The organism is Mesorhizobium sp. M8A.F.Ca.ET.207.01.1.1 (assembly GCF_004794715.1).
Classification (GTDB): domain Bacteria; phylum Pseudomonadota; class Alphaproteobacteria; order Rhizobiales; family Rhizobiaceae; genus Mesorhizobium.
The window spans coordinates 335,890-362,070 of the sequence record NZ_SRUS01000006.1; the positions used below are offsets into that span (position 1 = coordinate 335,890).

The 26,181-nt window shown below is 62.2% G+C and carries 25 protein-coding genes and 1 tRNA gene; 19 read left to right on the top strand and 7 right to left on the bottom strand.

Translation table 11 applies throughout. The annotated features are described in order from the left end of the window. Positions 1-3 precede the first annotated feature (3 nt). From EN850_RS19960 to glpK, 10 genes are all read left to right on the top strand, one after another. The gene (locus EN850_RS19960) at positions 4-771 is read left to right on the top strand and encodes a DeoR/GlpR family DNA-binding transcription regulator (protein ID WP_127281059.1); all 768 of its coding nucleotides are present in this window, start codon (positions 4-6) and stop codon (positions 769-771) included. 138 nt (positions 772-909) lie between these two features. Continuing rightward, positions 910-2,436 (top strand): glycerol-3-phosphate dehydrogenase, encoded by a 1,527-nt coding sequence (gene glpD, locus EN850_RS19965; RefSeq protein WP_135918450.1) that lies wholly within the window; start codon positions 910-912, stop codon positions 2,434-2,436. Positions 2,437-2,477: 41 nt separating this feature from the next. Then, complete coding sequence (locus tag EN850_RS19970; RefSeq protein WP_135864491.1) at positions 2,478-3,557, top strand: ABC transporter ATP-binding protein; 1,080 nt, start codon at positions 2,478-2,480, stop codon at positions 3,555-3,557. 10 nt (positions 3,558-3,567) lie between these two features. After that, complete coding sequence (locus tag EN850_RS19975) at positions 3,568-4,635, top strand: ABC transporter ATP-binding protein (RefSeq protein WP_135880435.1); 1,068 nt, start codon at positions 3,568-3,570, stop codon at positions 4,633-4,635. After that, positions 4,636-5,502 carry a sugar ABC transporter permease gene (locus EN850_RS19980; RefSeq protein WP_127280974.1) on the top strand — a complete coding sequence of 289 codons (867 nt, stop codon included), beginning with the start codon at positions 4,636-4,638 and terminating at the stop codon, positions 5,500-5,502. It begins immediately after the preceding gene. Position 5,503: 1 nt separating this feature from the next. After that, positions 5,504-6,421, top strand: coding sequence for a carbohydrate ABC transporter permease (locus EN850_RS19985; protein WP_135864495.1), 918 nt, complete (start codon positions 5,504-5,506; stop codon positions 6,419-6,421). After that, positions 6,421-6,759, top strand: coding sequence for a hypothetical protein (locus EN850_RS19990; protein ID WP_136092077.1), 339 nt, complete (start codon positions 6,421-6,423; stop codon positions 6,757-6,759). Before EN850_RS19985 ends, EN850_RS19990 begins: the two co-directional genes overlap by 1 nt. After that, entirely contained in the window at positions 6,756-7,043 is a 288-nt protein-coding gene (locus tag EN850_RS19995; RefSeq protein ID WP_127278379.1) for a DUF2160 domain-containing protein, read from the top strand. Before EN850_RS19990 ends, EN850_RS19995 begins: the two co-directional genes overlap by 4 nt. Before the next feature lie 80 nt (positions 7,044-7,123). After that, the gene (locus EN850_RS20000) at positions 7,124-8,851 is read left to right on the top strand and encodes an ABC transporter substrate-binding protein (RefSeq protein ID WP_127278378.1); all 1,728 of its coding nucleotides are present in this window, start codon (positions 7,124-7,126) and stop codon (positions 8,849-8,851) included. A 92-nt stretch (positions 8,852-8,943) separates the two neighbouring features. Beyond that, complete coding sequence (glpK, locus tag EN850_RS20005; RefSeq protein ID WP_135880434.1) at positions 8,944-10,434, top strand: glycerol kinase GlpK; 1,491 nt, start codon at positions 8,944-8,946, stop codon at positions 10,432-10,434. 72 nt (positions 10,435-10,506) lie between these two features. Here the strand turns inward: glpK and EN850_RS20010 are convergent, their stop codons facing one another. Beyond that, positions 10,507-10,974 (bottom strand): BA14K family protein, encoded by a 468-nt coding sequence (locus EN850_RS20010; protein WP_135915863.1) that lies wholly within the window; start codon positions 10,972-10,974, stop codon positions 10,507-10,509. A gap of 258 nt (positions 10,975-11,232) precedes the next feature. On the opposite strand from EN850_RS20010, the gene EN850_RS20015 reads away from it, so the two are divergent. Next, positions 11,233-11,308 (top strand) — tRNA-Lys (locus EN850_RS20015). Positions 11,309-11,951: 643 nt separating this feature from the next. Here EN850_RS20015 and EN850_RS36390 read toward each other — a convergent pair. Further along, positions 11,952-12,437, bottom strand: coding sequence for a hypothetical protein (locus tag EN850_RS36390; protein WP_189343662.1), 486 nt, complete (start codon positions 12,435-12,437; stop codon positions 11,952-11,954). A 177-nt stretch (positions 12,438-12,614) separates the two neighbouring features. On the opposite strand from EN850_RS36390, the gene EN850_RS20030 reads away from it, so the two are divergent. The 5 genes from EN850_RS20030 (at position 12,615) to EN850_RS20050 (ending at position 18,792) form a co-directional block, all read left to right on the top strand. Next, entirely contained in the window at positions 12,615-13,676 is a 1,062-nt protein-coding gene (locus EN850_RS20030) for a glycosyltransferase family 4 protein (RefSeq protein WP_135864578.1), read from the top strand. A gap of 45 nt (positions 13,677-13,721) precedes the next feature. Further along, positions 13,722-15,884 (top strand): amylo-alpha-1,6-glucosidase, encoded by a 2,163-nt coding sequence (locus EN850_RS20035; RefSeq protein ID WP_136092185.1) that lies wholly within the window; start codon positions 13,722-13,724, stop codon positions 15,882-15,884. 106 nt (positions 15,885-15,990) lie between these two features. After that, positions 15,991-17,781: a trehalose-6-phosphate synthase gene (locus tag EN850_RS20040; protein WP_136092078.1), complete on the top strand. Its 1,791-nt coding sequence runs from the start codon at positions 15,991-15,993 to the stop codon at positions 17,779-17,781. Then, positions 17,781-18,563 (top strand): trehalose-phosphatase, encoded by a 783-nt coding sequence (gene otsB, locus EN850_RS20045; protein WP_136092079.1) that lies wholly within the window; start codon positions 17,781-17,783, stop codon positions 18,561-18,563. The genes EN850_RS20040 and otsB overlap by 1 nt, the downstream gene beginning before the upstream one ends. Positions 18,564-18,579: 16 nt before the next feature. Then, positions 18,580-18,792 (top strand): hypothetical protein, encoded by a 213-nt coding sequence (locus EN850_RS20050; RefSeq protein WP_127278356.1) that lies wholly within the window; start codon positions 18,580-18,582, stop codon positions 18,790-18,792. Between the two features lie 7 nt (positions 18,793-18,799). Here the strand turns inward: EN850_RS20050 and dprA are convergent, their stop codons facing one another. Genes dprA through EN850_RS20070 form a run of 4 tightly spaced genes read right to left on the bottom strand, consistent with a single transcriptional unit; the run spans position 18,800 to position 22,835 of the window. Further along, entirely contained in the window at positions 18,800-19,933 is a 1,134-nt protein-coding gene (gene dprA / locus EN850_RS20055) for a DNA-processing protein DprA (RefSeq protein WP_135915884.1), read from the bottom strand. Then, complete coding sequence (gene plsY / locus EN850_RS20060; RefSeq protein WP_135864584.1) at positions 19,930-20,517, bottom strand: glycerol-3-phosphate 1-O-acyltransferase PlsY; 588 nt, start codon at positions 20,515-20,517, stop codon at positions 19,930-19,932. The genes dprA and plsY overlap by 4 nt, the downstream gene beginning before the upstream one ends. A gap of 54 nt (positions 20,518-20,571) precedes the next feature. After that, on the bottom strand, positions 20,572-21,858 hold the full coding sequence (locus EN850_RS20065) for a dihydroorotase (protein ID WP_135864586.1): 1,287 nt from the start codon (positions 21,856-21,858) through the stop codon (positions 20,572-20,574). After that, positions 21,855-22,835: an aspartate carbamoyltransferase catalytic subunit gene (locus EN850_RS20070; protein WP_135864588.1), complete on the bottom strand. Its 981-nt coding sequence runs from the start codon at positions 22,833-22,835 to the stop codon at positions 21,855-21,857. Before EN850_RS20070 ends, EN850_RS20065 begins: the two co-directional genes overlap by 4 nt. A 170-nt stretch (positions 22,836-23,005) precedes the next feature. Here EN850_RS20070 and EN850_RS20075 point away from each other — a divergent pair, with 170 nt between their 5' ends. The 3 genes from EN850_RS20075 to EN850_RS20085 all read left to right on the top strand — a co-directional run bounded on the left by EN850_RS20075 (position 23,006) and on the right by EN850_RS20085 (position 25,646). After that, a complete protein-coding gene (locus EN850_RS20075) occupies positions 23,006-24,634 on the top strand; it encodes a DNA alkylation response protein (protein ID WP_127278351.1) in 1,629 nt (542 codons plus the stop codon). A gap of 122 nt (positions 24,635-24,756) precedes the next feature. Beyond that, positions 24,757-25,305 carry a hypothetical protein gene (locus EN850_RS20080; protein ID WP_136092186.1) on the top strand — a complete coding sequence of 183 codons (549 nt, stop codon included), beginning with the start codon at positions 24,757-24,759 and terminating at the stop codon, positions 25,303-25,305. Continuing rightward, complete coding sequence (locus EN850_RS20085; protein WP_127278349.1) at positions 25,305-25,646, top strand: DUF6105 family protein; 342 nt, start codon at positions 25,305-25,307, stop codon at positions 25,644-25,646. The genes EN850_RS20080 and EN850_RS20085 overlap by 1 nt, the downstream gene beginning before the upstream one ends. Here EN850_RS20085 and ruvX read toward each other — a convergent pair. Continuing rightward, entirely contained in the window at positions 25,564-26,070 is a 507-nt protein-coding gene (gene ruvX, locus EN850_RS20090; RefSeq protein WP_127872508.1) for a Holliday junction resolvase RuvX, read from the bottom strand. The two genes, EN850_RS20085 and ruvX, sit on opposite strands and share 83 nt — an antisense overlap. Between the last annotated feature and the right edge of the window lie 111 nt (positions 26,071-26,181).

Below are 26,181 nucleotides of genomic sequence, written 5' to 3' on the forward strand. Positions count from 1 at the left end.
TTGATGTATCTGTCGCCGCGCCATGCCGAGATCATCCAGATGGCTAAGGACAACGGCCGCGTGCTGGTCGACGATCTGGCCACGCATTTCAATGTGACGCCGCAGACCATACGCAAGGACCTCAACGATTTGTGCGACCAGCGGCTGCTTTCGCGCATCCATGGCGGCGCCTTGTTCCCGTCGGGCATCGAGAACATGGAGTATGAAGCCAGGCGCAAGATCGCGGCCGACGAGAAGGAAGCGATTGGCCGTGCGGCGGCGAGGCTGATCCCCGACAACGCCTCGCTGTTCATCAACATCGGCACCACGACGGAGGCGGTCAGCAAGGCGTTGCTCGATCATAACGGCCTGATGGTCATCACCAATAACATCAATGTTGCCAATAGGATGCGCATCTATCCTTCGATCGAGGTGGTGATTGCCGGTGGTGTGGTCCGCGGCTCGGACGGGGGTGTCGTCGGTGAGGCGGCGGTCGATTTCATCAGGCAGTTCAAGGTCGATTATGCTGTCATCGGTGCCTCCGCGATCGATCATGATGGAGCGCTGCTCGACTTCGATTTTCGCGAGGTGAAGGTGGCGCAAGCGATCATCGCCAATGCCAGGCATGTCATCCTGGTATCCGACCAGACCAAATTCGAGCGTACGGCGCCGGTACGCATCGGTCATCTGTCGCAGGTCAACACCTTCATCACCGATCGCTGCGAGATCGCTTCGGTGCGCAAGATCTGCCAGGAGGCCGAGGTTCAGCTGATCGAGACGTCGCCCGCCTGAGGTCTTTTATCGTCTTCTCGCCGGCTTGTTCACCGGCTTGTGATATTTCGTTTGACATTCGTTATGAGTTCGAAATAATTCCGCTACGGTTTCGCAAAAGACCCAAAATGGTGCAGTGCGAAATCGTGGAGGAATTAAGTGGACCCATCTTCAGTCCGGGACATTTTCGTCATAGGCGGCGGTATTAACGGCTGCGGAATCGCTCGTGATGCCGTTGGCCGCGGGTTTTCGGTCTTTCTCGCCGAGATGAATGACCTCGCCAGCGGAACCTCGTCCGGTTCGACCAAGCTGATCCATGGCGGGCTGCGCTATCTCGAATTCTACGAATTCCGCCTGGTGCGCGAGGCGCTCATGGAGCGCGAGGTTCTGTGGAAGAACGCACCGCACATTATCTGGCCGATGCGCTTCGTGCTGCCCTACGCCAGGGGCCTGCGACCCGCCTGGCTGATCCGGCTTGGCCTGTTCCTTTACGATCACATTGGCGGGCGCAAATTGCTGCCGGCGACCAGGACGCTCGACATGGCAAGCGACCCGGCGGGCAAGCCTTTGAAGCCGCTGTTCAAAAAGGCCTTCGAATATTCCGATGGCTGGGTCAACGATGCGCGGCTGGTGGCGCTGAATGCACGTGACGCTGCTGACCGGGGCGCAACCATCCGGACCCGCACGAAAGTGGTTGGAGCCCGCCGCGAAGGCGGGATCTGGACGATAAAGATCGAGAACCTGCAAACCGGCGAGACCGAAGAGGTCAAGGCACGGTTGCTGGTCAATGCGGCGGGGCCCTGGGTAGACCACGTGCTGTCCGGCGTCGTCGGGCAGAATGACGTTCACAACGTCCGCCTCGTGCAGGGCAGCCACATCGTCATCGCCAAGAAGTTCGACGATCCGCGCGCCTATTTCTTCCAGAACAGGGATGGCCGCATCATCTTCGCTATTCCCTACGAGGACGAGTTCACGCTGATCGGCACCACCGACCGGGATTATCCCGGCGATCCGCACGATGTGAAGATCAGCGACACCGAAATCGACTATCTCTGTGCCGCGGCGAGCGAGTATTTCGCGGTTCCCGTCAAGCGTTCGGACATTGTCTGGACCTATTCGGCCGTGCGTCCGCTCTATGATGACGGCGCCTCCAAGGCGCAGGAAGCGACGCGCGACTATGTGCTGAAGGCCGATGGCGGCGAGGGCGCCGCACCGCTGGTCAACGCGTTTGGCGGCAAGATCACCACCTACCGCCGGCTGGCGGAATCAATGCTGGAGAAGATCGAAGGTTTTCTCGGCAAGCGCGGCAAGCCGTGGACATCGGATGCGCCGCTGCCTGGCGGCGATTTTCCGGCCACCGGTTTCGATGCGCAGGTGGCGAAGCTGAAAAGCGCCTACCCTTTCCTCGACCAGCGTTTGGCGCGCCGGTTGACCAGGCTTTACGGGACGCGTGCGCAGGTTCTGCTCGGCTTGGCCAAGTCGATTGCCGATCTCGGCCGCAATTTCGGTGGCGATCTGCACGAGGCCGAGGTGCGCTATCTCGTTGAAAACGAATGGGCCGTCACGGCGGAAGATGTGCTGTGGCGACGGACCAAGCGCGGCCTGCATCTTAGCCGCGAGCAGGTCTCGGTACTCGATGAATTCATGCGTGGCATAAGCCGGCAGCATGTCGCGGCCGCCGAATGAAGAGGTTTTGAGCTGATGCGGAAAGCCTGGGAGGAGGCGTCATGCTGGAACTGAGGAACGTCACCAAGACGGTCGGTGCGGTCGAACACATCCGCGACGTGTCGCTGACGCTTCAGCACGGCTCGCTCAACGTTTTGCTCGGGCCCACGCTTTCCGGCAAGACCAGCTTGATGCGGCTGATGGCCGGCCTCGATGTGCCGACATCCGGCTCGGTCTGGTTCGACGGCCAGAATGTCACCGGCACGCCGGTGCAGAAGCGCAAGATCGCCATGGTCTACCAGCAGTTCATCAACTATCCGGCGATGACGGTCTATGACAACATCGCCTCGCCGCTAAGGGTGGCTGGTGTCGAGCAAGGCAAGATCGACAGCCAGGTGCGCGAGGCGGCAGCTCTCCTCAAGCTGACACCCTATCTCGACCGCACCCCGCTCAGCCTGTCGGGCGGCCAGCAGCAGCGCACCGCGCTGGCGCGCGCCATCGTCAAGAATGCCAGCCTGGTGCTGCTCGACGAGCCGCTTGCCAACCTCGACTACAAGCTGCGCGAGGAATTGCGGGCCGAACTGCCGAGGATCTTTGCCGCTGCCGGCACCATCTTCGTCTACGCCACCACCGAGCCGCATGAGGCCCTGCTGCTCGGCGGCAACACGGCAACGCTGTCGGAAGGCCGCATCACCCAGTTCGGGCCGACCATCGACGTATTCCGCAAGCCGGTTGATCTGGTGACGGCCAGGACCTTCGCCGATCCGCCGCTCAACAGCATCGTGCTGGCCAAGAAGGGCGCGGACTTTCTGCTCGAGGGCGGCGTCAAGCTGCCGGTGCCCGCGGAACTCGTCGGCATCGCCGATACGAACTATACGATCGGCTTTCAGCCGCACCATCTTTCGCTCGACCGGCCCAATGCCGCCGCGGTGCCGGTACGGGCAAAGGTCACCATCACCGAAATCACCGGGTCCGAGAGCTTCATCCATCTCGACTTTGCCGATGCCCGCTGGGTGATGTTGACCCACGGCATCAGGGATTTCGAGACAGATGCGGTGGTCGAAGTGTTCATCGATCCGCGTCACATCATGGTCTTCGACGAGCACGGCCGGGCTATGACCGCGCCGAAGCTGGCGGCTTAGGAGGGGCGATATGGCACGCATCGACGTCAACCATGTCAGGCATTCCTATCTGCAGAACCCGCGCACGGATGCCGATTTCGCGTTGCGCGAAGTGCATCACACGTTCGAGGATGGCGGCGCCTATGCGCTGCTTGGGCCGTCCGGCTGCGGCAAGACCACGCTGCTCAACATCATTTCAGGGCTGCTTCATCCCTCGCATGGCCAGTTGCTGTTCAACGGCAGGGACGTGACCAATTTGTCGACGCAGGAGCGCAACATCGCGCAGGTGTTCCAGTTCCCGGTCATCTACGACACCATGACGGTCTACGACAATCTGGCGTTCCCGCTGCGCAATCGCGGCGTGCCGGAGGCCGACGTCGACCGCAAGGTGCGCGAGACGCTGGAGATGATCGACCTGGCCTCATGGGCGAAGAAGAAGGCGAGGGGCCTGACCGCCGACCAGAAGCAGAAAATCTCGCTCGGCCGTGGCCTGGTGCGCTCGGACGTCAACGCCATCCTGTTCGACGAACCGCTGACCGTCATCGATCCGCACATGAAATGGGTGCTGCGCTCGCAGTTGAAGCAGCTTCATCGCCGCTTCGGCTACACGATGGTCTATGTCACGCACGACCAGACCGAGGCGCTGACCTTCGCCGACCAGGTGGTCGTCATGTATGATGGCGGCATCGTGCAGATCGGCACGCCGGCGGAACTGTTCGAGCGGCCGCGTCACACTTTTGTCGGCTATTTCATCGGCTCGCCAGGCATGAATGTCGTGCCGGTGGCAATCGAAGGCAGGACGGCGACGCTCGGCTCGCAACGGATCGAATTGCCTGGAGTGCCCAAGGCCAGCGCCGGGGCCGTCGAGCTTGGCATCCGCCCGGAATATGTACGGCTCGGCCGCGACGGCATGGCCGTTTCAATCACCAAGGTCGAGGATGTAGGCCGCCACAAGGTGGTGCGCGCCAAGCTGGAGGGCCGCGAGATCGCGGCCGTCATCGGGGAGGACGAAACCGTTCCGGCCGAACCGAAGGTGCGGTTCGATCCGGCCGGCATCAACATCTATGCCGATTCCTGGCGTGTCGAGATGGGGGCATAGATGGACAAGACCTGGAATAACAAGGCCTGGTTCCTGGTGCTGCCGGTGCTTGTGCTGGTGGCCTTCACCGCCGTCGTCCCGCTGATGACGGTCGTCAACTATTCGGTGCAGGACACATTCGGCAACAACGTCTTCTTCTGGGCAGGTACGGAGTGGTTCGAGGAACTGCTTTCATCCAGCCGATTCTGGGAAGCGATGGTCCGCAACCTGGTCTTTTCCTTCATCATCCTTGCGATCGAGGTGCCGCTTGGCATCTTCATCGCGCTCAACATGCCTAAAAAGGGCTGGGGCGTGCCGGTGTGCCTGGTGCTGATGTCGCTGCCGCTGCTGATACCGTGGAACGTGGTCGGCACCATCTGGCAGGTGTTCGGGCGCAGCGACATCGGCCTGATGGGCTACTACCTCAACGCCATCGGCATCGACTACAATTATGTGCAGGATCCGTTCGACGCCTGGGTCACGATCATCGTCATGGACGTCTGGCACTGGACCAGCCTTGTCGTGCTGCTCTGCTATGCCGGCCTGGTCTCGATCCCCGACGCATTCTACCAGGCGGCCAAGATCGACGGTGCGTCGCGCTGGGCGGTCTTTCGCTACATTCAGTTGCCGAAGATGCAACGCGTGCTGCTGATCGCCGTTCTGCTGCGGTTCATGGACTCGTTCATGATCTACACCGAGCCCTTCGTCGTCACCGGCGGCGGTCCGGGCAACTCGACGACGTTCCTGTCGATCGACCTCGTCAAGACGGCACTCGGCCAGTTCGACCTTGGCCCGGCGGCGGCGATGTCGCTGGTCTACTTCCTCATCATCCTGTTGTTGTCGTGGGTGTTCTACACCGTGATGACCAACTACGACGCGGAGCGCTGAAATGGCTGGCGCCAACGAACGCACCGAGCGCAATGCAATGAACGGGACCGCCGCCGAAGGGCTCGCCAGTTCGCTCTCACAGAGCGAACTCGACAGGCGGATGCGCCGGCGCGGCGAGGAGTCGCGCTGGTGGTGGATCGTACCGACGCTCTACATCATCGTTCTGCTGCTGCCGATCTACTGGCTCATCAACATGAGCTTCAAGACCAATGCCGAGATCGTCAACTCGCTGACGCTTTATCCGCACGCGCCGACGATCGCCAACTACGTCACCATCTTCACGCAGAAGGCCTGGTATTCTGGCTACATCAACTCGATCACCTATGTCGTCATGAACACGGTGATTTCGGTATCGGTGGCTCTGCCGGCGGCTTACGCTTTCTCGCGCTATCGTTTCCTTGGCGACAAGCATCTGTTCTTCTGGCTGCTGACCAACCGCATGGCGCCGCCGGCCGTGTTCGCGCTGCCGTTCTTCCAACTCTATTCGGCTTTCGGCCTCATCGACACGCACATAGCGGTGGCGCTGGCGCACTGCCTGTTCAACGTGCCGCTGGCGGTGTGGATCCTGGAAGGCTTCATGTCGGGCGTGCCGAAGGAAATCGACGAGACCGCCTATATTGACGGCTATTCGTTCCCGCGCTTCTTCCTCAAGATCTTCATGCCGCTGATCGCCAGCGGCATCGGCGTCGCCTGCTTCTTCTGCTTCATGTTTTCATGGGTCGAGCTGCTGATCGCCCGCACGCTGACCACCACCGACGCCAAGCCGATCGCCGCCACCATGACCCGCACGGTCTCGGCCGCCGGCATGGATTGGGGCCTGCTCGCCGCCGCCGGCGTGCTGACGCTGATCCCCGGCGCGCTCGTCATCTGGTTCGTCCGCAATTACATCGCCAAGGGCTTTGCCCTGGGGAGGGTATAATGGTCGCGGGTGACGTCAAAATCTCCGAGCTGCGCCAACTGACCAACAGTCTGTTTGATGGTCTTGAAGATCAAGGCATTGACAGCATCCAGGTGGCGCAAAGCCAATACTGGAAGGTCTATTTCACCGATGCGTTCCAAGCCGAAACTCCGACTTGTGTCATGGGGGACGTGTACGACGACCTCAACGATGTACGTGCGGAAGTCGACAAAGCTCGAGAAGACGAAACGATCTCGTGGCACGCATTCATGCACCTCGCCGGTTTGATCAACTTGGTCGCTTATGCCGCTGAAAACGGTGAGCTCGTGAAGTCTGCGGCAATGGAGGCGCGGCAATGAATCTAGACCTCTCCTGGATGGCCTGGACGTGGCCGACCGCGGCTTTCTTCGCGACCATTCTGCTACTGCTGTGCGGCATGGCCGCCTGGGAATACGCCTCGCCGGGCGGCAATCCGCGCGTCGGCATCCTGCGCTTCGAGACGACGCGCGGCGACCGTCTTTTCCTGTCGCTGCTTGGCAGCGCCTTTATCCATCTCGCTTGGCTGGGTCTTGTCGGATCCAACCTGTGGTGGGCTCTCGCTCTCTCCGTGGTCTACGCCATCGGCGTGTTCCGCTACGTATAGAGGGGGAAACTGTTGGAGCGGCCGCGTGCCGGCGACCGCTCCAGATCGCACTTGAAACCTTGAAACTGTGGAGGAAACTAATGCGACGTCAATTTTTAACATCAACGACCGCCATTGTCCTGTTGCTCGGGGCAGGCAACGCCTATGCCGGGATGGACGAGGCGAAAGCGTTCCTGGACAAGGAGATCGGCCCGCTGTCGACGCTCTCGCGCGCCGACCAGGAAGCCGAGATGCAGTGGTTCATCGATGCCGCGAAGCCTTTCGCCGGCATGGACATCAAGGTGGTGTCGGAAACCATCGCCACCCACCAGTATGAATCGCAGGTGCTGGCGCCGGCCTTTACCGCCATCACCGGTATCAAGATCACGCACGACGTCATCCAGGAAGGCGACGTCGTCGAGAAGATCCAGACCCAGATGCAGACCGGCCAGAACCTCTATGACGGCTGGGTCAACGATTCCGACCTGATCGGCACCCACTGGCGCTACCAGCAGGTGCGTAACCTGACCGACTGGATGGCGGGCGAGGGCAAGGATGTCACCAATCCCAACCTCGACCTGAAGGATTTCATCGGCACCTCCTTCACCACCGCTCCCGACAAGAAGCTCTACCAGCTGCCCGACCAGCAGTTCGCCAACCTCTACTGGTTCCGTTACGACTGGTTCAACGACGAGAAGAACAAGGCCGACTTCAAGGCCAAATACGGCTACGACCTCGGCGTGCCGGTCAACTGGTCGGCCTATGAGGACATCGCCGAATTCTTCACCGGCCGCGAGATCGACGGCAAGAAGGTCTATGGCCACATGGACTATGGCAAAAAGGATCCGTCGCTCGGCTGGCGGTTCACCGATGCCTGGCTGTCGATGGCCGGCAATGGCGACAAGGGCCTGCCGAACGGCCTGCCCGTCGACGAATGGGGCATCAAGGTCGACGAGAATTCGCGTCCTGTCGGCTCCTGCACGGCGCGCGGCGGCGACACGAATGGACCGGCGGCCGTCTACTCGATCCAGAAGTACCTCGACTGGCTGAAGGCCTACGCGCCGGCCGAAGCGCAAGGCATGACCTTCTCGGAATCCGGCCCTGTGCCGGCGCAGGGCGCGGTCGCGCAGCAGATCTTCTGGTACACCGCCTTCACCGCTTCGATGGTCGACGCCGGCGCCAAGGCGGTGCTGAATGACGACGGCACGCCGAAGTGGCGCATGGCCCCGTCGCCGCACGGCGTCTACTGGAAGGACGGCATGAAGCTCGGCTATCAGGACGTCGGTTCCTGGACGCTGATGAAGTCGACGCCGACCGACCGCGCCAAGGCCGCATGGCTCTACGCGCAGTTCGTCACCTCGAAGACCGTGGACGTGAAGAAAAGCCATGTCGGCCTGACCTTCATCCGCGAGAGCACGATCCACGACAAGAGCTTCACCGAACGCGCGCCGAAGCTCGGCGGCCTGATCGAGTTCTACCGCTCGCCGGCCCGTGTCCAGTGGTCGCCGACCGGCACCAACGTGCCTGACTATCCGAAGCTGGCACAGCTCTGGTGGCAGGCGATCGGCGATGCCTCGTCCGGCGCCAAGACGGCGCAGGAAGCGATGGACTCGCTCTGCGGCGAGCAGGAAAAGGTCATGAGCCGCATCGAGAAGTCGGGCGTTCAGGGCGATATCGGCCCGAAGATGGCCGAAGAGCATGACCTCGCCTACTGGAATGCCGACGCGGTCAAGAAGGGCAATCTCGCGCCTCAGTTGAAGATCGAGAACGAGAAGGAAAAGCCGATCACCATCAACTACGACGAACTGGTGAAGAGCTGGCAGAAGTGAGACTGTCCATGCGGGCGTTCGCGCCCGTGTGAAATTGGGGGAGGCGGCGCGTTGCCGTCTCCCCTGTTTGTGTCGAGGCGGAGGACTTCGGAATGAGTGGTTTTGTGCTGGCGATCGACCAGGGCACGACATCGACCCGGGCGATACTGTTCGATGACCGGATGAAGGTCGCGGGCACCGGCCAGAAGGAATTCAGCCAGCATTATCCGGCGTCGGGCTGGGTCGAGCACGACCCGGAAGAAATCTGGGCAAGCGTCGTGACCACCGTGAAGGCCGCACTGAAAAAGGCCGGCCGTACGGCTGCTGATGTCGTGGCCATCGGCATCACCAACCAGCGCGAGACCGTCGTCGTCTGGGACAGGGCGACGGGCAAACCGGTCCACAACGCCATCGTGTGGCAGGATCGGCGCACCGCACCGCTGTGCCAGAAGCTCAAGAAGCAGGGGCTCGAGAAGAAATTCACCCGCAAGACAGGGCTGCTGCTCGACCCCTATTTCTCGGGCACCAAGATCGCCTGGATGCTGGACAAGGTGAAAGGGGCAAGGCGGCGCGCCGGGAGAGGCGAATTGCTGGCGGGTACCATCGACAGTTTTTTGATCTGGCGGCTGACCGGCGGCAAGGTTCATGCCACCGACGCCACCAACGCCTCACGCACGCTTGTCTACAATATCGAGAAGAATGCCTGGGATGAGGAACTGCTTTCCATCCTGCGCATCCCGGCCGCGATGCTGCCGGAGGTCAAGGATTGTTCTGATGATTATGGAATCACAGAGAAAAATCTGTTTGGCGCCGAGATAAGAATCCTCGGCGTTGCCGGCGACCAGCATGCCGCAACCATCGGGCAGGCCTGCTTCGAGCCGGGCATGATGAAATCCACCTACGGCACCGGCTGTTTTGCGCTGCTCAACACCGGCAGCGATCTGGTGCGCTCGAAGAACCGGCTGTTGACGACCATCGCCTATCGGTTGAACGGCAAGACCACCTATGCGCTGGAAGGCTCGATTTTCATTGCGGGTGCCGCGGTGCAATGGCTGCGGGACGGCATCAAGGTGATCGGCAAGGCCGAGCAGAGCGGCAAACTGGCTGCCGAGGCCGATCCGACGCAGAACGTCTATCTGGTTCCTGCTTTTGTCGGGCTTGGCGCGCCGCATTGGGACGCCGAGGCACGCGGCGCCATCTTCGGGCTGACCCGAAATTCCGGTCCTGCCGAGTTCGCCCGAGCGGCTTTGGAATCAGTCGCTTACCAGACCCGCGACCTGCTCGATGCCATGCACAAGGATTGGAAGGGCGCCAAGGCAAAGACCGTGCTCAGGGTTGATGGCGGCATGGTGGCGTCGGACTGGACCATGCAGCGCCTCGCCGACATCCTCGACGCGCCGGTCGATCGGCCGACAATCCTGGAGACGACCGCGCTGGGGGCGGCCTGGCTCGCCGGCTCGAAGGCGGGCGTGTGGCCCGCGGCGCAGGAGTTCGCGAAAAGCTGGGCGCTCGAGCGACGGTTCAAGCCTGATATGGACGCATCCAATCGTGCTGCGAAACTAGCAGGCTGGCGTGATGCGGTGCGCAGGACACTGAGCGCATAAAGGAAGGCCCGCGCCGTTTCCGACGCGGGCCTGGAACTCACACTTTCAGGCCACTCATACTCACTTTGGGGATCAGTAAGGCGAACGGCACTCCCGACGAGGGCCATTGTTTGGCTGGAAAGTGTTGTCCGAAGCGCGGTAGCTCCGATAATGATTGTAGCACCACTGCACATGGGCATTGCCTTCATAGACGCGGTTGTTCTCGTTGACGATCGCGCCGGTGATCAGTGCGCCAGTCGCGAAGGCAGCGAGCGGGAACCAGTAATCGCCATGACGGCGGTAGCCGGGGTGATATTCCCGATAGCCGCGATGACCATTCCAATACATGTCACTGTTGCGACTGAAGCTGCGATTGCGCGAGAAATTGCGGTCGAAGGAGCGGTTTCTCCTCCACTCCCGATATTGCACTGTCTGCACATCCGGCGTTGCCGCCTGGGACAAAGGCACGTAGGCGGGCTGGGCGTTGACCGGAACCACCTCCGCCGCGACGAATGTGGCGGAAAGCGTGGCGGCAAGCAGGCCCGTTGTGATTCTATTCATCGGTCTTCTCCTCAGGGGTTTGGCGTACGTCCCTTTGGCGAAAAACGATGGCGCGTCGGATTTGTTCCGCCGTGTTGGCAGCCGCTGCCCGACCGAAACCAAATCCGCCGGGCTGCTCACCTCAGTGCGGGGAACAAAAGCAAGGGGCAGCGACTTAGGGCAAAGAGCGGGTTTGGAACCCATCTTTTCCGGTTGACCGGTCGCGGCACTCTCCCTATGTTCCGCGCAATTTCGGGGGCGCCCTTTTCGAGCCCGCGGGAGCGCGTAGCTCAGCCGGTAGAGCAACTGACTTTTAATCAGTAGGTCATGGGTTCGAATCCCATCGCGCTCACCAAATGCATCAGGTCTCGGTATCCGTAAATCTGTGTCCGCTCGGTGTTCGCAAATTGAGGCGGGCAGGCCCAAGGCTTTCCGCGATCACACCATAGGCTAACGCGATCACACAGTTCACAATAAAACTACAAGCGGTCGATTCCTTCAGGGATGTAGCCACTCCAAAAGCCCGTCGCAGGTCGCTCCTGTGGCGGGTTTTTCATTAACCAGGGACTGAGGGGCCACGGCGTACGGCATTGTTGACCGTCAGCGTCCCCTGCAGCCTTGCACTCGTCGCTGAGCCGGACAAGCAATTGGCTGTCGCGCATTTGAACCCCGTCCACGTATTTTAGCATCTGCTTGAATTTCTTCTGAAGCAGGATCATGATGCAACAGGTTTGAAGGGGTAAAGCGTCATGGAATTCGCAAGCTGCTATGACCAGAGCGCGAGCATCTTTGCGTCGACGATGTTCTTGAACATCACGGCGTTTTTCATAATTCTGGCCGCGTTTGCCGTTGCACGGCTGGTTACAATATCCAGCGAAGGTTCCGTGAACCGGCTTCAGACCGCGTAAAGCCCGGGCATATGGCCGCAGAGAAGGTGCTCGCGGTCAAGGACTGGACTTGCGCTATAAGCGACGAGACGCCCGACGAGCAGCAACGCCTCAGACGCTGCGCGACAAATGCACATCCAGAACGGCAGCCTTCTTGGCAATCAGTCCTTCCAGATCCGCGTCGGATCGCTTGGTGCCGGTTCGTTCGCGCAGCAGGGAGATCACCGCGCTCATCGAAAGCTGGGCGGTACGACCGCTCAGGATGGCATCCACCGCGCCGGCAACATCCGGGGTGTCCGTCGGTGCTCGCATGATCGGTTCCTTTCTGTTCAGCTCGGCCTCGGCGCCGTCGGCCGGTCCCCGCACACCCCGGTCGAAGATGACGGCCAGGCCGTTCTTCACGGCGAGGGCGGCGACCATGTCGTCAAGTTCGTGATCGGAAAGTGCTGGCTCCGAAGGATCGGGTTTCAGGGTTCTGCGGATCACTCGGGCAGCCTGGTCCGTCGACACAAAGCCAAAGTGCCGTTTTCTGGCCTCGACATATTGTTCGACGATCATGCTCAGGCGCCGGGCTGCGATATCCCTGGGTTGCTGCATCTGGACCTCCTTCGGCTGCGGTAAGCGCAGGCCGGCATTACCGACAGGAAATAGGGCGGCTGGTCGAATCAAACAGGGGACGGATCGATCATTCGACGCATCTTCCAATGATTCAGGAACGATCCCGGCCCTGATGCATTTTGGCTCTATGACCAGCTCATTGAGGGACGCCGGGACATGAAGATTGCCCACGTCGCACCACTTTACGAGTCGGTGCCGCCAAGACTCTACGGGGGCACCGAACGCATCATCTCATATCTTACCGAAGCTCTCGTCGGCCTCGGCCACGACGTGACGTTGTTCGCCAGTGGCGACACGAAGACCTCCGCCAGACTGGTGCCGTGCCGCGAAAGGGCGCTTCGTCTCGATCCCCGTCCGCTGAAGTCCGAGATCGCGGCGCATTTGTCGATGCTCGATGAAGTGAGGAAACGGGCCGACGATTTCGATGTCGTCCATTTCCATCTCAGCCATTTCCTGCATTTTCCGTTTTTCCGTGATATGCCGCAGCGCACGGTGACGACCCCGCATGGCAGGCTGGATTACGCGGACCTCGCGCAGGCCTATGACCGGTTTCCGCGGTTTCCCATGATTTCCATATCCCGCAGCCAGCGGGCGCGGTTCGCGTCCGCGAATTGGCTGGCGACAATCCATCATGGGCTGCCGCTTGGGCTTTATGAGCCCGATTTCGAGGCAGGCACTGATGGCGCCTATCTGGCGTTCCTCGGCAGAATGTCGCGCGACAAGCGGCCGGACCGGGCGATCGAGATCGCTCGCCGCACCGGCCTGAAACTGAAGCTCGCCGCCAAGATCGGCGATGGCGACCGCGCCTATTTCGAGGAAGTCGTGCAGCCGCTGATCGATGGCGACCGGGTCGAGTATGTCGGCGAGATCGACGAGGACCAGAAGGGCAGGTTTCTGGGCAATGCGGCCGCTTTGCTGTTTCCCATCGATTGGCCCGAACCCTTCGGGCTTGCGGTGATCGAGGCCATGGCCTGCGGAACCCCAGTCATGGCCTGGAGTTGCGGGGCCATGCCAGAGATCATCGATTATGGGGTCACCGGCTTTGTCGTCGAAACCATCGAAGATGCCGTCGCCTCGATGCCCGCTCTCCTGCAACTCGACAGGCGAAGAATAAGAGCGGTCTTCGAAAGGCGGTTTTCCGCCGACAGAATGGCCAGGGATTATGTCGCGGCGTATTCGCGGCTGAGCAATGGCGTCGAGCAGAGCAGAGCCTCGTAGACCTTCAACCCGTTCGGAAACCAGCACGGGACAATCTTCTTGACCATTACCCAACTCGACGAGCGCAAGCTCGATCCTGCCATAGCACTGGCTTCCCTGGACGAAACCGCCCCCAGGGAGCCGCATCGGCTTTATGCTCTCAAGCATGGCGATTGCTTTGCGGTCGCCGATGCCTATGGCGACATACGTGGCGCCGGCGACGGCTTCTTCCGCGACGACACGCGTGTGCTTTCGGAATTTCGCCTGACGGTCGGCGGGCGGTCGCTGTCGTTGCTTGGCGCATCGCTCAGCCAGGACAACGTCCTGTTCACCACCAACCTGACCAATCTGCCGATCGAGAGCACCGCGAGCCGCCAGATTCCGCAGGGCGCGATCCATATCGAGCGCGCCAGGCTTCTGTGGGAGGAAAGGCTGTATGAACGCATCACGCTCTCCAACTACAGCCGGGAGCATTCGACGGTCCTGGTGTCGCTGCGCTTTGGTGCCGATTTTCGCGACATGTTCGAAGTCCGTGGCTCGACCCGCTCCAAACGCGGCACCGCCCACACGGCCGAGATCGATCGGAACTCGGTCGTGCTCCGCTACGAAGGCCTGGACAAGGTGGTACGGACCTCCGCGATATCGTTTTCGCAGACGCCCGATCAATTGACCTCCGAGCGGGCGGATTTCTTCATCGCGATTACCAAGCGAAGCAGCCAGACGCTTTACGTGGAAGTGGGCGGCGAGACGCCAGACCGCCCCGAAAGCCGGCGGTTCCGGGCTGCCGCCGCCCGTGCCCGTTTCGGCATGCGCGCCAAGCGCCGGCACGGGGCGACACTGCACAGTTCGGGCCGCGTCTTCAATGATTGGATGGAGCGGGCCCGCGCCGATGTGGCGTTGCTCACGACGGAATTGACGACCGGCCCTTACCCCTATGCCGGGATTCCATGGTTCTCCACCGCCTTCGGCCGGGACGGCGTGATCTCAGCTCTGCAGATGCTTTGGCTCAATCCCGGCCTGGCTCGTGGTGTGCTTGCCTTTCTCGCCCAGCACCAGGCGACCGAGACCTCCCCCTTCAGCGATTCCGAGCCCGGCAAGATCATGCACGAGACCCGCAAGGGCGAGATGGCGGCGCTGAGTGAGTTGCCGTTCGGCCGCTATTATGGCGGCGTCGACACGACGCCGCTCTACATCCATCTCGCCTGCGCCTATGCGGACCGCACGGGAGACACGGCTTTCATCGATGGCCTGTGGCCATCGCTGTGCGCCGCCGCCGAGTGGATCGAGACAGCCAGTCGTTCGACAGGGTTCCTTACCTACCAGCGCGCCGCCGAGTCCGGCCTTGCCAACCAGGGATGGAAGGACAGTTTCGATTCCGTCTTCCATGCCGATGGCCGCATTCCGAAAGGACCGATCGCTCTGGTCGAGGTGCAGGGCTACGTCTTTGCAGCGTTCCAGGGATTGGCAAAGCTTGCACGGCTGCGCGGCGAAGAGGAGCGGGCCGAAAATTGGGAAGTGCGCGCCGACGTCATTCGCCAACAAGTCGAACGCCATTTCTGGATCGAGGACCTCAGCTACTATGCGCTGGCCATCGATGGCGATGGCCAACCCTGCAAGGTGCGCACGTCCAACGCCGGTCACCTGCTGTATGTCGGCCTGCCCAATCCGGATCGCGCACGCATGGTCGCCGACCAGTTGCTGTCGGCTTCGTTTCATTCCGGATGGGGACTGAGAACGCTGGCGGACGACGCGATCTTCTTCAATCCAATGTCGTATCACAACGGCTCCATCTGGCCGCACGACACCGCGATCTGCGCCGCCGGACTGGCGCGCTACGGCATCCGCGACAGCGTGGTGCGGTTGATGAGCGGGACCTTCGAATCCGCGGTTCATTTCAACATGCGGCTGCCCGAACTGTTCTGTGGGTTCACGCGCGCGGCCGGCGAAGCGCCGATTGCCTATCCAGTGGCTTGCCTGCCGCAGGCCTGGTCCGCAGGTTCCGCCTTCATGCTCATGCAGGCCTGCCTCGGCCTTCAGATCGATGGTGGGACGAACGAAATTCACGTGACCCAGCCGCGCTTGCCGATCGGTATCGACAATCTCGTCATTCGTCATCTCTCGGTAGGACATGTGGCGGTGGATCTGACGTTTCAACGCGTGGGAGATCGTGTCGGCGCCTTCCTTGCGGATGCGCATGAGGGACTGGTGCCTCTGGTGGTCAGGAGTTGAAAAATCGGAACCATCATGTGTGCGGAACGTTGGATCACCACGCCAAGGATGCCGGAGTTCCTGTCGGTGGATCTGCCGCATCCCATTGAAAGGTAATCAATTCGAAATGCCCGACAACAGTTCGTACCTGGTCGTCCCTTCGGCCGCACCGTGGCTATTCATTCTCGCAATTGTCGGTATCTTATGCATCGCGCTTGCGGTGGTGGTGTCACGGGCGCTTCGGGCCAGAAACACGAAGCGCGCCAGTCTCGAACCAGGACCCGTTCGCGGTCCATTGCCGGAATTCGAAAAGAACGGGCAATCCGCGACCGCCGCGCTCGTCCAATGGTCGCCGGAAACTCTGCGTCACATTTTGGCGAAGGAACTTCCCGATGCGCAGGTGATCGTGGTTTCAAATCGCGAACCCTACATTCATAACCGCAAGGGGGACGATATCCAGCTGGTCGTGCCTGCCAGCGGGCTGGTTTCAGCGCTGGAGCCGATTACGCGCGCCTGCGCCGGCACATGGATCGCCTATGGCGGCGGTTCGGCCGATGCGCTTGTCGTCGATGAAAATGACCGCGTCGAGGTGCCGCCTGAAAACCCTTCCTACACGTTGCGCCGCGTCTGGCTGAGCGAGGAAGAACAGCAGGGCTATTATCTCGGCTTTGCCAATGAAGGGCTCTGGCCGCTCTGCCACATAGCCTTCACCCGGCCGATATTCCGCGCCTCCGACTGGGAGGCCTATGAGACGGTCAACCGCAAATTCGCCGACACCGTCGTGGCGGAGGCCCGCAACGAGCGGCCCATCGTGCTGGTCCAGGACTATCACTTCGCGCTGTTGCCGCGGATGATCCGGGAGCGCCTGCCGGAAGCGATCATCATCACCTTCTGGCACATTCCGTGGCCGAATTCCGAGGTGTTCAGCATCTGTCCATGGCGCGAGAAGATTCTCGAAGGACTGCTGGGCAGTTCAATCGTCGGCTTTCACACCCAGTTCCATTGCAACAACTTCATCGACAGCGTCGACCGCTTCCTGGAGAGCAGGATCGAGCGTGAGGATTCCGCCATCTCCTATGGCGGCCAGATCAGCCTGGTTCACGCCTATCCGATTTCAATCGAATGGGAGCCGCCGCATCTGAGCAAACTGCCTGCTGTTGCAGAATGTCGCCAGCTCATTCGCGAGAAATTCGGCCTGGCCGAGAACGTCAGGCTGTGCGTCGGCGTCGAACGCCTCGACTACACCAAGGGCATCCTCGATCGTCTCAACGCACTCGATGAGCTGCTGACACTGCATCCGGAATGGATCGGCAAGGTCGCGTTCCTGCAGATCGCCGCGCCCAGCCGCGGCACCTTGCCTGCCTATCAACAATTGTATGAGGAATGTCTGCGCCATGCCGAGGATATCAACGAGCGCCATGGTCGTGAAAACTATACCCCTGTGGTGCTGGTGACCGAACATCACTCGCAAACGGAGGTGTACGAGATTTACCGGGCCGCCGACGTCTGCATGGTCACCAGCCTTCACGACGGCATGAACCTGGTTGCAAAGGAGTTTGTCGCGGCCCGCGAGGATGAACAGGGCGTGCTGATGCTCAGCATGTTCGCCGGCGCGTCGAAGGAATTGCTGGAGGCGCTGATCGTCAATCCCTACGACGCGGCGATGATGGGCGACGCCCTGCTGCAGGCCTTGACCATGTCACCGGAAGAGCAACGTCAGCGCATGCGACGCATGCGCGAGGTCGTGCGCGAAAACAATGTCTATCGATGGGCGGGCAGCATGCTGTTCGATGCGGCGCGCCTGCGCAAGCGGGATGCGGTCGATCGTGCCGTCAGCGCCGCCCCACGTTCTCCTGGTCCCAGTTCTCCCGGCAATGTGATATCGCTGCTCGACCGCAAGCGCGTGGCGGCCCTGTGATGTCGACATTGTCAAACTTGACCGTACCCAAAGTCCCGCAGGGTGCGTGGGCCTTGTTCCTCGATATCGACGGCACGCTTCTCGAACATGCCGCGCATCCCGATGCGGTGGTTGTCGGCGATGAGTTGCGGACGCTGTTGGTGGGGCTCGAATTGCAATTGGACGGAGCTCTGGCGTTCATCACGGGGCGGTCGATCGCTGCTGTCGATCATCTTTTCCAGCCCCTCAGATTGCGCGCCGCCGGGCTTTACGGTCTTGAGCACAGGCTCGCGCGTGATGGGCCGGTCGAGGCGGCGGGAGAGCCGGCCGACATTGCCGCACTTGCCGAGGAGATCGAAGCGGAGCTGGATAGTGCGGACGTCTATATCGAGCGCAAGGGTCCGATCCTGGCAATCCACACACGAGCGGCACCGCACTTGTTGCAGCGCGCGACGCAACTGATCGAGCAGGCGCTGGACAGGTTGCCCGTGGGGTATCGGGTGCTGGCCGGCAATGCCGGCGTCGAATTGATGCCGTTGGAGGCGGCGAAGGGAGCGGCAATCAGGCGCTTTTTGGATCTGCCGGCTTTCGAGGGGAGGCGGCCGGTGTTTCTGGGCGACGACACATCCGACGAGAATGGTTTCGAGGCCGTCAATGAGATGGACGGCATTTCGATCCGGATAAAACCGCGCGGACCGACAGCGGCGCGCCATGCGCTGGCCGACGTCGGCGAGGCTTTGGCTTGGCTGGGTGCGGTGAGCCAGAGCAACTTGGATGGATCGACCGGTCTGATCCATCCCTGAACCGAAGGAGTCGGCGATGACCCAATTCACCAGTCTCATCCAGGAGATGATGCCTGCTTGGCTACGCCGGCGCTCGGTCCCGAATGCGCACGAGAGCGAGCCGAGTTTGGATCCGTCGCGCCCGCGGGACGCGGACGAGGTCTGGCGCCAGTTTGTCCAAAAGGATCTCTTTGGCGCCGACACACAGGATCACGCCGAGGCGGAGGATAAAAAGACCGACCGCCACTGAGGGCGGGTTAGCCGTCCCCGAAAACCAGCGAAACATTGCCGCCGGCGTGGCGTTCAAGGCGGCCGGCGAGGTCGAGTTCAAGCAGCACCATGAAAACCTGGGCGGGGTGCAGGCCGGTGTGACGGATGATCTCGTCGACCGGCACCGGCGTCGGCCCCAGCGCTTCGATCACCTTGGCCCGGTCGCTCTCGCCTGGTGGCGCCGTGGCCGAAAAGTCGGGCGGGTCTTCAAACGGCGGCGGATCAGGTGTTCGCATGCCGGTCAGCGGAAGGATCGCCCTGGAGATGTCCGAAGCCTCGGTGACCAGCGTCGCTCCATCCTTGAGCAGGCCGTTGGTACCGGCGGCGCGTGGATCGAGCGGGGAGCCAGGCACGGCAAAGACCAGTCGGCCCATCTCGCCGGCAAGCCTGGCGCTGATCAGCGAGCCTGAGCGCTGCGCAGCCTCGACCACGACCAATCCAAGGGCGGCACCGGCGACAAGGCGGTTGCGGCGCGGGAAATCCTGGGCGCGTGGCTGCCAGCCGAACGGCATTTCCGAGATGATGGCGCCACGCTCGGTAATGTCATCGCACAGGCCGGTATTTTCGGGCGGGTAGGGCAGGTCGAGGCCACCGGCGAGCACTCCGACCGTGCCGGTCAAGAGACTGCCCTGATGCGCCGCCGTGTCGATGCCGCGCGCCAGGCCGGAGATGATGCCATAGCCGTCTCCTGCGAGATCGGCTGCCAGCATGCGCGCCATCTTGATGCCGGCAAGCGATGCGTTGCGGGCGCCGACGATCGCAATCCCCGGCAACCGGAACACCGCTGCGTTACCCTTGACCGCCAGCAGCGGCGGCGGATTGTCCATGCTGCGCAGCAGCGGCGGATAGTCTGCCTCGCCGATGCCGACAAAGCGTGCACCGATCCGCCGCGCGGCCTCCATCTCGGTCTCGGCTTGGGCCAGGGAAGGGATGCGCACGATTCGGTTGGCGCCACCGGAAATCATCAGTTCCGGCAGCATTTCCAACGCGACCTCGGCCGAACCGAAACGGTTGATCAGGTCGCGAAAGGAGGCCGGGCCGACATTCTGGGTGCGGATCAGCCGCAACCAGCTGAGCCGCTGGCGATCGGTGAGACGCGGCCCGGCGGCCGGTTCGCTCACCCCTTGGCTCCGATCTTGCCTTCGGTGCCGGCAATCAGCCGCGAAATGTTGGCCCTGTGCTTGATGAAAACGATGATGCTCATCACCACGAACAGCGCTGCAACCTGGGGTGTGCTCATGACGTAGAGGGCGATCGGGACGACGACGGCCGCCGTCAGCGCTGCCAGTGAGGAGAAGCGAAACAGAAAAGCCATCACCAGCCAGACAACGGCAAAGATCAGCGCCACCTGCCAGGCGAGGCCGATCAGCACGCCGAGATAGGTCGCGACGCCCTTGCCTCCTTTGAACCCCAGCCATGCCGGAAACAGGTGCCCCAGAAAAGCGCCAAGGCCGGCCCAGACCGCTGTTTCAGGCGCGAAATGGCCTGCTATCAGCACGGCGGCCGTGCCCTTCAGCGCGTCAAGCAGCAAGGTCGCGGCGGCAAGCCCCTTGTTGCCGGTGCGCAGCACATTGGTGGCGCCGATATTGCCGGAGCCGATCTTGCGCACGTCACCGAGGCCGGCCGCGCGGGTAAGCAGCAGGCCGAACGGAATTGAGCCCAGCAGATAACCGAACACCAACGCCAGGATCAGGCCATAAGTCATTGTTTCCCCCGCATTTCCCCCGGCCATGCTCGATGTCGCATGGCTATTGCCGGCTCAGGCGGAAAACACTGTGCGGCCCGCCACCAGCGTTTGCAAGACCTTGCCTTGCAGGCGTGCGCCTTCGAAACAGGTGTTTTTCGAGCGCGAGCGGATGCCGCTTTCACTGACGATCCAGGGTTCATCGAGATCGACAAGCGCCAGGTCGGCTGCCGCGCCCGGCTTCAGCGTGCCGCCGGGCAATCCGAACAGCCTCGCCGGCGCGGTGGACAAGGTTTCGATCAGCCGGAGCAAAGGCACATCGCCATTGTGGTAGAGCCGCAAGGCGGCGCCCAGCAGGGTTTCGAGGCCGATGGCTCCGGCCGCGGCGTCGGCGAAGGGCAGGCGCTTGGTGTCGACATCCTGCGGATCATGCGAAGAGACGATGACATCCACCGTACCGTCCTTGACCGCCTCGATGACAGCCAGCCGGTCTTCCTCGGCGCGCAGCGGCGGCGTCAGGCGGAAGAAGGTGCGGTATTCGCCGACGTCGTTTTCATTGAGCGACAGATTGTGGATCGACACGCCCGATGTCACTGCCGCTCCGTCGGCCTTCGCCCGTGCCATGGCGCTTGCCGCCATTGCCGTCGAGATCTTCGCGGCATGGTACGAACCCCGCGTCAGCCGCGCCAGCGCAAGGTCACGCTCGAGCGGGATGGATTCGGCTTCACGCGGAATGCCGGAAAGGCCGAGCCAACTGGCATACAGGCCTTCATTCATGACGCCCGATGACCCAAGGTCGGCATCCTGCGTTTCATGGACGATGGTGGCGCCGAAATCGCGCGCGTAGGTCAGCGCTCGGCGCATCACCAGCGCGCTCGATATGGTATGCCGGCCATCGGTGAAGGCGACCGCGCCGGCCTCGCGCAGCAGGCCGAACTCCGTCATCTCGCGCCCGTGGAGGCCCTTGGTGATGGCTGCGGCCGGAAAGATGTTGACGACGGCCGTATCCTTGGCGGTGCGCAACACGAATTCGACCAGCGCCACATTGTCGATCACCGGGTCGGTGTCGGGCATCATGACGATCGACGTCACTCCGCCGGCGGCCGCGGCGACACTCGCCGAAGCGATGGTTTCGCGATGCTCGCCGCCCGGCTCGCCGATGAAGACCCGGCCATCGATCAAACCTGGCATGATCGCCTTGCCGGCGCAGTCGATTGCCGTGGCGCCTTCGGGGACGCCCTGGTTCAGCGCCGCCTTGCCCGCGGCAACGATTTTCTTGCCATCGACTATGACGGAGCCGACTTCGTCGATGCCGCGCGAAGGGTCGACGATGCGAGCGCGTTCAAAGACAGTCGTGCTCATGCGCCGCGACCCTCTTGATTGCGGCCCTCTTGATTACGACGGGGATCAAGCAGCGCTTCCATCACCGCCATGCGCACGGCGACACCCATTTCCACCTGTTCCTGGATGACGCTTTGCGGGCCGTCGGCGATTTCGGAGGCGATCTCAACACCTCGGTTCATCGGGCCGGGATGCATGACCAGCGCGTCATCCTTGGCCGCCTTCAGCTTCTCGGTATCAAGGCCGAAATAGCGGAAATATTCGCGCACCGACGGCACGAAGGCGCCTTCCATGCGCTCGCGCTGCAAGCGCAGCATCATCACCACATCCGCGTCCTTCAGGCCTTCCGCCATCGAGCGGCAGACGATCACGCCCATCCTGTCGATGCCCGAGGGCAGCAGCGTCGAGGGTGCCACCACCCGCACCTGTGCGCCGAGGGCGTTGAGCAGCATGATGTTGGAGCGCGCCACGCGCGAATGCAGGATGTCGCCGCAGATCGCCACGATCAGCTTCGACAGCGGACCCTTGGCGCGGCGGATGGTGAGCGCGTCGAGCAGCGCCTGTGTCGGGTGTTCATGCGCGCCGTCGCCGGCATTGACCACCGAGCAACCGACCTTCTGCGCCAGAAGGGCCGCCGCGCCCGCCGACTGGTGGCGGATGATCAATATGTCGGGCCGCATGGCGTTCAGCGTCATCGCGGTGTCGATGAGCGTCTCGCCCTTCTTCACCGAGGAACTCGCCACCGACATGTTCATGACATCGGCGCCAAGCCGCTTTCCAGCCAGTTCGAACGAGGACTGCGTGCGGGTCGAGGCTTCGTAGAAGAGGTTGATCTGGGTGCGGCCGCGCAGCGTCGAGGTCTTTTTCTCGGACTGCCGCGAGATCGCGACCGCCCGATCCGCCCTGTCGAGCAACAGCTCGATGTCGGCGGGCGAAAGATCGCTGATGCCCAGAAGATGGCGGTGAGGATAGAGTGGCAGGGACGAAGCGTCGGTCATCTCAAGGGGCTGCTATAGGGTGCGGATTTCGCGCCCGCAAGCACCCGCTTTGCATTGACGCCGTTCTCCCCGGTATTTTCGTCGCGCGGGCAGCAACGCTTGGCTATATCTAGCCGATGGCCTCGGATTCGAGGCTTTCCGACGATAAGGCCTTTCTAGAAGGATTGGGCGTGACCGACGACGTAACGAACCAGCCGCCGCCGCTGACGGGCGGCAACGCCTGGCGAGGCGATCCGTTGCTGATCCAGCTTGCCGAGCGCTTTTCCGATCCGGTGCGCAAGGATCTCGACGGGCTTGGCCGTTTCGTGCTCACGCAAGAAGCGCAGGAACTGGCGCGCCTCGCCAATGTCGAGACGCCAAAACTCAGGACGCACGATCGCCAGGGACGGCGCATCGACCTGGTCGAATTCCATCCGGCCTACCACGCGTTGATGCGCCGTTCGGTGGCCAACGGCCTGCACTCCTCGGTCTGGGAAAATGGCGACGCCGAGATTGGCCGCCGCCATCAGGTGCGGGCCGCGCGTTTCTACCTGACGGCGGAACTCGAGACCGGGCACCTGTGCCCCATCACCATGACCAGCGCCTCGCTGGCGGCATTGATGGCCAGCCCAAAACTGTTTCGCGAATGGGCGCCGCGCGTGACGACCCGCAAATACGACCAGAGCCAGAAGCCGCCGGTCGAGAAGACCGGACTGACGCTCGGCATGGGCATGACCGAGAAGCAGGGCGGCACGGATGTGCGGGCCAATGTGACCAGGGCGGAACGCGTCGGAAGCGGGTTCTACCGCCTGTCGGGACACAAATGGTTCATGTCGGCGCCGATGTCGGATGCCTTCCTGGTGCTGGCGCAGGCGCCGGAGGGGCTGTCGTGCTTCCTGGTGCCACGTGTGCTCGGTGACGGGTCGGGCAATGGCTTTCGCTTCCAGCGGCTGAAGGACAAGCTCGGCAACCGCTCCAACGCGTCTTCCGAAGTCGAGTTCGTCAACGCCATCGGCGAGATGGTCGGCGAGCCCGGCGCCGGAGTCAAGACGATCATGGACATGGTGACGCTGACCCGGCTCGACTGCGCGGTGGCGTCTTCGGCGATCATGCGGGCGGGGCTGGCCGAAGCGATCCATCATGCCCGCCATCGCCAGGTGTTCGGAACCAACCTGATCGAGCAACCGCTTATGCAGCGCGTGCTGGCCGACATGGCGCTCGATGTCGCCGCGGCGACCGCGCTGTCATTCCGGCTGGCGCGTTCCTTCGACGAGGCGGCGAGCGACCGCGGCGAGGCGGCGTTCGCCCGCGCCATGACGCCGGTCGTCAAATACTGGGTCTGCAAGATCGCGCCGCCGCTGCTTTACGAGGCGATGGAATGCCTTGGCGGCAATGGCTATGTCGAGGAAGCTCCACTCGCCCGCTATTACCGTGAAGCGCCTGTCAACGCGATCTGGGAAGGATCGGGCAATGTCATGGCGCTCGACGTGCTGCGCGTGCTTGGCCGCGCGCCCGGCCTTTTCGAAGAGGTGCTGGGCGGCATCGACCGCGACCTCGGCGCCGGCGGGCGCGGCACGATCGGTGTTCTGAAGGCGGCCATGCAGGTGGCTTCGACCGACGAGGGCTCGGCCCGACTGCTTACGGAACAGCTTGCGCTGTCGGCGGCGGCCGCCGAGTTACGCCGACTGGGGGCAGGGCGGATCGCCGATGCTTTCGTCGAGACGCGGCTCGCGGGCCAGTGGCGCAATACCTACGGTATGCTCGATTCGCGTCACGATGCGCGCATGATCATCGATACGCTCTATCCGCCGGTGAATTGACGCGATGCCGGTCATCGGGGGCGTTGCCGATCCCCGCCGTCGCCGTTAACCTTAACAAATGGTTTCCGTTGCGGCGGCGAACCGCAAAGCCCACTGTCATTCCTGTCGAAGCAGGAATCACGATGCGACACGTATTGACCTCATTTCTGTCGGTGCACTGGGCGATCGTTTTCGCTCTGCTCGCGCTGATCTGTATCGATGGAAATCGAGGTGTGGCGGCGGCTCTTGGCGTACTCGGCGTGACCGTCGAGAGCGCCCGATTGATCAATCTGGAGAACATCGTCGTGGTCGCTCCGCTGGCGACCGCATTGCTGGTCGTGGCGGTGCTGTTCTTCTGGGCCTTTGTCGATACGCTGATCAACGACGCGTCCAGCCCGGGTGCCGACAGCGTCGTTCGCATCGCCTTTATTTCCGCTTCCGGCGTGATGTCGATGATCCTGATCGGCGGCGCTGCCCAAGGCATCAACGGTCTGTTCATGGTGGTGGCTGTGCAATTGGCCGCACTCCTGGCCTCTTATGTCGCGATGCTCGCCGAGCGGCGTTCGGTAGCCGCGTTGGATGGGGACGATTTCCACGCCACGGCGCACAGCATGGCGAAGGCCGCGGCGCATAATTCGCTGCTCTCCCTGATATCGGGTCGGACTGGCTCGAACGGAAAGGGAGGCCGCTGATGCGTTACATCTTCGGAATGTGGGCCGCCCCGATGGCAATTTTCTGGGGCTGGTTCTATCTATCGGCCAACGACATCAATTTCGGCTACGTCATGTTCAGCCGGCAGACGCACGACTTCTTCTTCCAGCTCTACGGCCAGATTCTGGGCATCGACCCATCGATCATCCCCGGAATGGTGGCGAAGACTTGCGTCTTCGACGGGCTTCTGCTGACGGCCTTGTGGGCATTCCGCAGGCGTCGCGAGATTTTGGGCTGGGTCAGCCGGCGCTGGACGGGTCCGGTTCGGTTCGATCGGCTGCATCGAGCGACTGAAGCCGGTCCAAAACTCCCTGCAGAATAAAGGCGGCTGCCGCCGAATCGATCTTGCCGGCGCGTTTGGCGCGCGAGAAGTCCATTTCGATCAGCGTCCGTTCGGCCGCGACCGTCGATAGCCGCTCATCCCAGAACACGAAGGGCAGGTCGCTCAGTTGCGCCATGTTGCGCACGAAGGCGCGCGATTTCTGGGCGCGTGGGCCTTCGGATCCGTCCATGTTGATCGGCAGTCCGATCGCCACCGCACCGACATTCTCCTTCTCCAGCAACGTCAGAAGGACGGCCGCGTCGAGCGAGAATTTCTTTCTGAGGATGACCGGGCGGGGATGAGCGAAGGAGAACCCCCGGTCGGAAACCGCGACACCGATCGTCTTGTCGCCGAGATCGAGCCCTGCCAGGGTCCTGCCGTCGGCGAGGCGCGCCGGCAATTGCTCAATCGTGATGACAGCCAACGGTTTCCCTCGTCTTTTCGGTAGCACGCGTCTTTTCGAATGCGCGGCGGACACTATACCCTTTGATCTCGGGGCTAGCGGCGTTCTATCCTCTGGCTCGACAAAAATCGA

Excerpts from the sequence above, each read along its gene's own strand:
- EN850_RS19960 (WP_127281059.1), top strand. The coding sequence starts at position 4 with ATGTATCTGTCGCCGCGCCATGCCGAGATCATCCAGATGGCTAAGGAC.
- EN850_RS19970 (WP_135864491.1), top strand. The coding sequence starts at position 2,478 with ATGCTGGAACTGAGGAACGTCACCAAGACGGTCGGTGCGGTCGAACAC.
- EN850_RS19975 (WP_135880435.1), top strand. The coding sequence starts at position 3,568 with ATGGCACGCATCGACGTCAACCATGTCAGGCATTCCTATCTGCAGAAC.
- EN850_RS19980 (WP_127280974.1), top strand. The coding sequence starts at position 4,636 with ATGGACAAGACCTGGAATAACAAGGCCTGGTTCCTGGTGCTGCCGGTG.
- EN850_RS19985 (WP_135864495.1), top strand. The coding sequence starts at position 5,504 with ATGGCTGGCGCCAACGAACGCACCGAGCGCAATGCAATGAACGGGACC.
- EN850_RS19990 (WP_136092077.1), top strand. The coding sequence starts at position 6,421 with ATGGTCGCGGGTGACGTCAAAATCTCCGAGCTGCGCCAACTGACCAAC.
- EN850_RS19995 (WP_127278379.1), top strand. The coding sequence starts at position 6,756 with ATGAATCTAGACCTCTCCTGGATGGCCTGGACGTGGCCGACCGCGGCT.
- EN850_RS20000 (WP_127278378.1), top strand. The coding sequence starts at position 7,124 with ATGCGACGTCAATTTTTAACATCAACGACCGCCATTGTCCTGTTGCTC.
- glpK (WP_135880434.1), top strand. The coding sequence starts at position 8,944 with ATGAGTGGTTTTGTGCTGGCGATCGACCAGGGCACGACATCGACCCGG.
- EN850_RS20010 (WP_135915863.1), bottom strand. The coding sequence starts at position 10,974 with ATGAATAGAATCACAACGGGCCTGCTTGCCGCCACGCTTTCCGCCACA.
- EN850_RS36390 (WP_189343662.1), bottom strand. The coding sequence starts at position 12,437 with ATGCAGCAACCCAGGGATATCGCAGCCCGGCGCCTGAGCATGATCGTC.
- EN850_RS20030 (WP_135864578.1), top strand. The coding sequence starts at position 12,615 with ATGAAGATTGCCCACGTCGCACCACTTTACGAGTCGGTGCCGCCAAGA.
- EN850_RS20040 (WP_136092078.1), top strand. The coding sequence starts at position 15,991 with ATGCCCGACAACAGTTCGTACCTGGTCGTCCCTTCGGCCGCACCGTGG.
- otsB (WP_136092079.1), top strand. The coding sequence starts at position 17,781 with ATGTCGACATTGTCAAACTTGACCGTACCCAAAGTCCCGCAGGGTGCG.
- EN850_RS20050 (WP_127278356.1), top strand. The coding sequence starts at position 18,580 with ATGACCCAATTCACCAGTCTCATCCAGGAGATGATGCCTGCTTGGCTA.
- plsY (WP_135864584.1), bottom strand. The coding sequence starts at position 20,517 with ATGACTTATGGCCTGATCCTGGCGTTGGTGTTCGGTTATCTGCTGGGC.
- EN850_RS20065 (WP_135864586.1), bottom strand. The coding sequence starts at position 21,858 with ATGAGCACGACTGTCTTTGAACGCGCTCGCATCGTCGACCCTTCGCGC.
- EN850_RS20070 (WP_135864588.1), bottom strand. The coding sequence starts at position 22,835 with ATGACCGACGCTTCGTCCCTGCCACTCTATCCTCACCGCCATCTTCTG.
- EN850_RS20080 (WP_136092186.1), top strand. The coding sequence starts at position 24,757 with ATGCGACACGTATTGACCTCATTTCTGTCGGTGCACTGGGCGATCGTT.
- EN850_RS20085 (WP_127278349.1), top strand. The coding sequence starts at position 25,305 with ATGCGTTACATCTTCGGAATGTGGGCCGCCCCGATGGCAATTTTCTGG.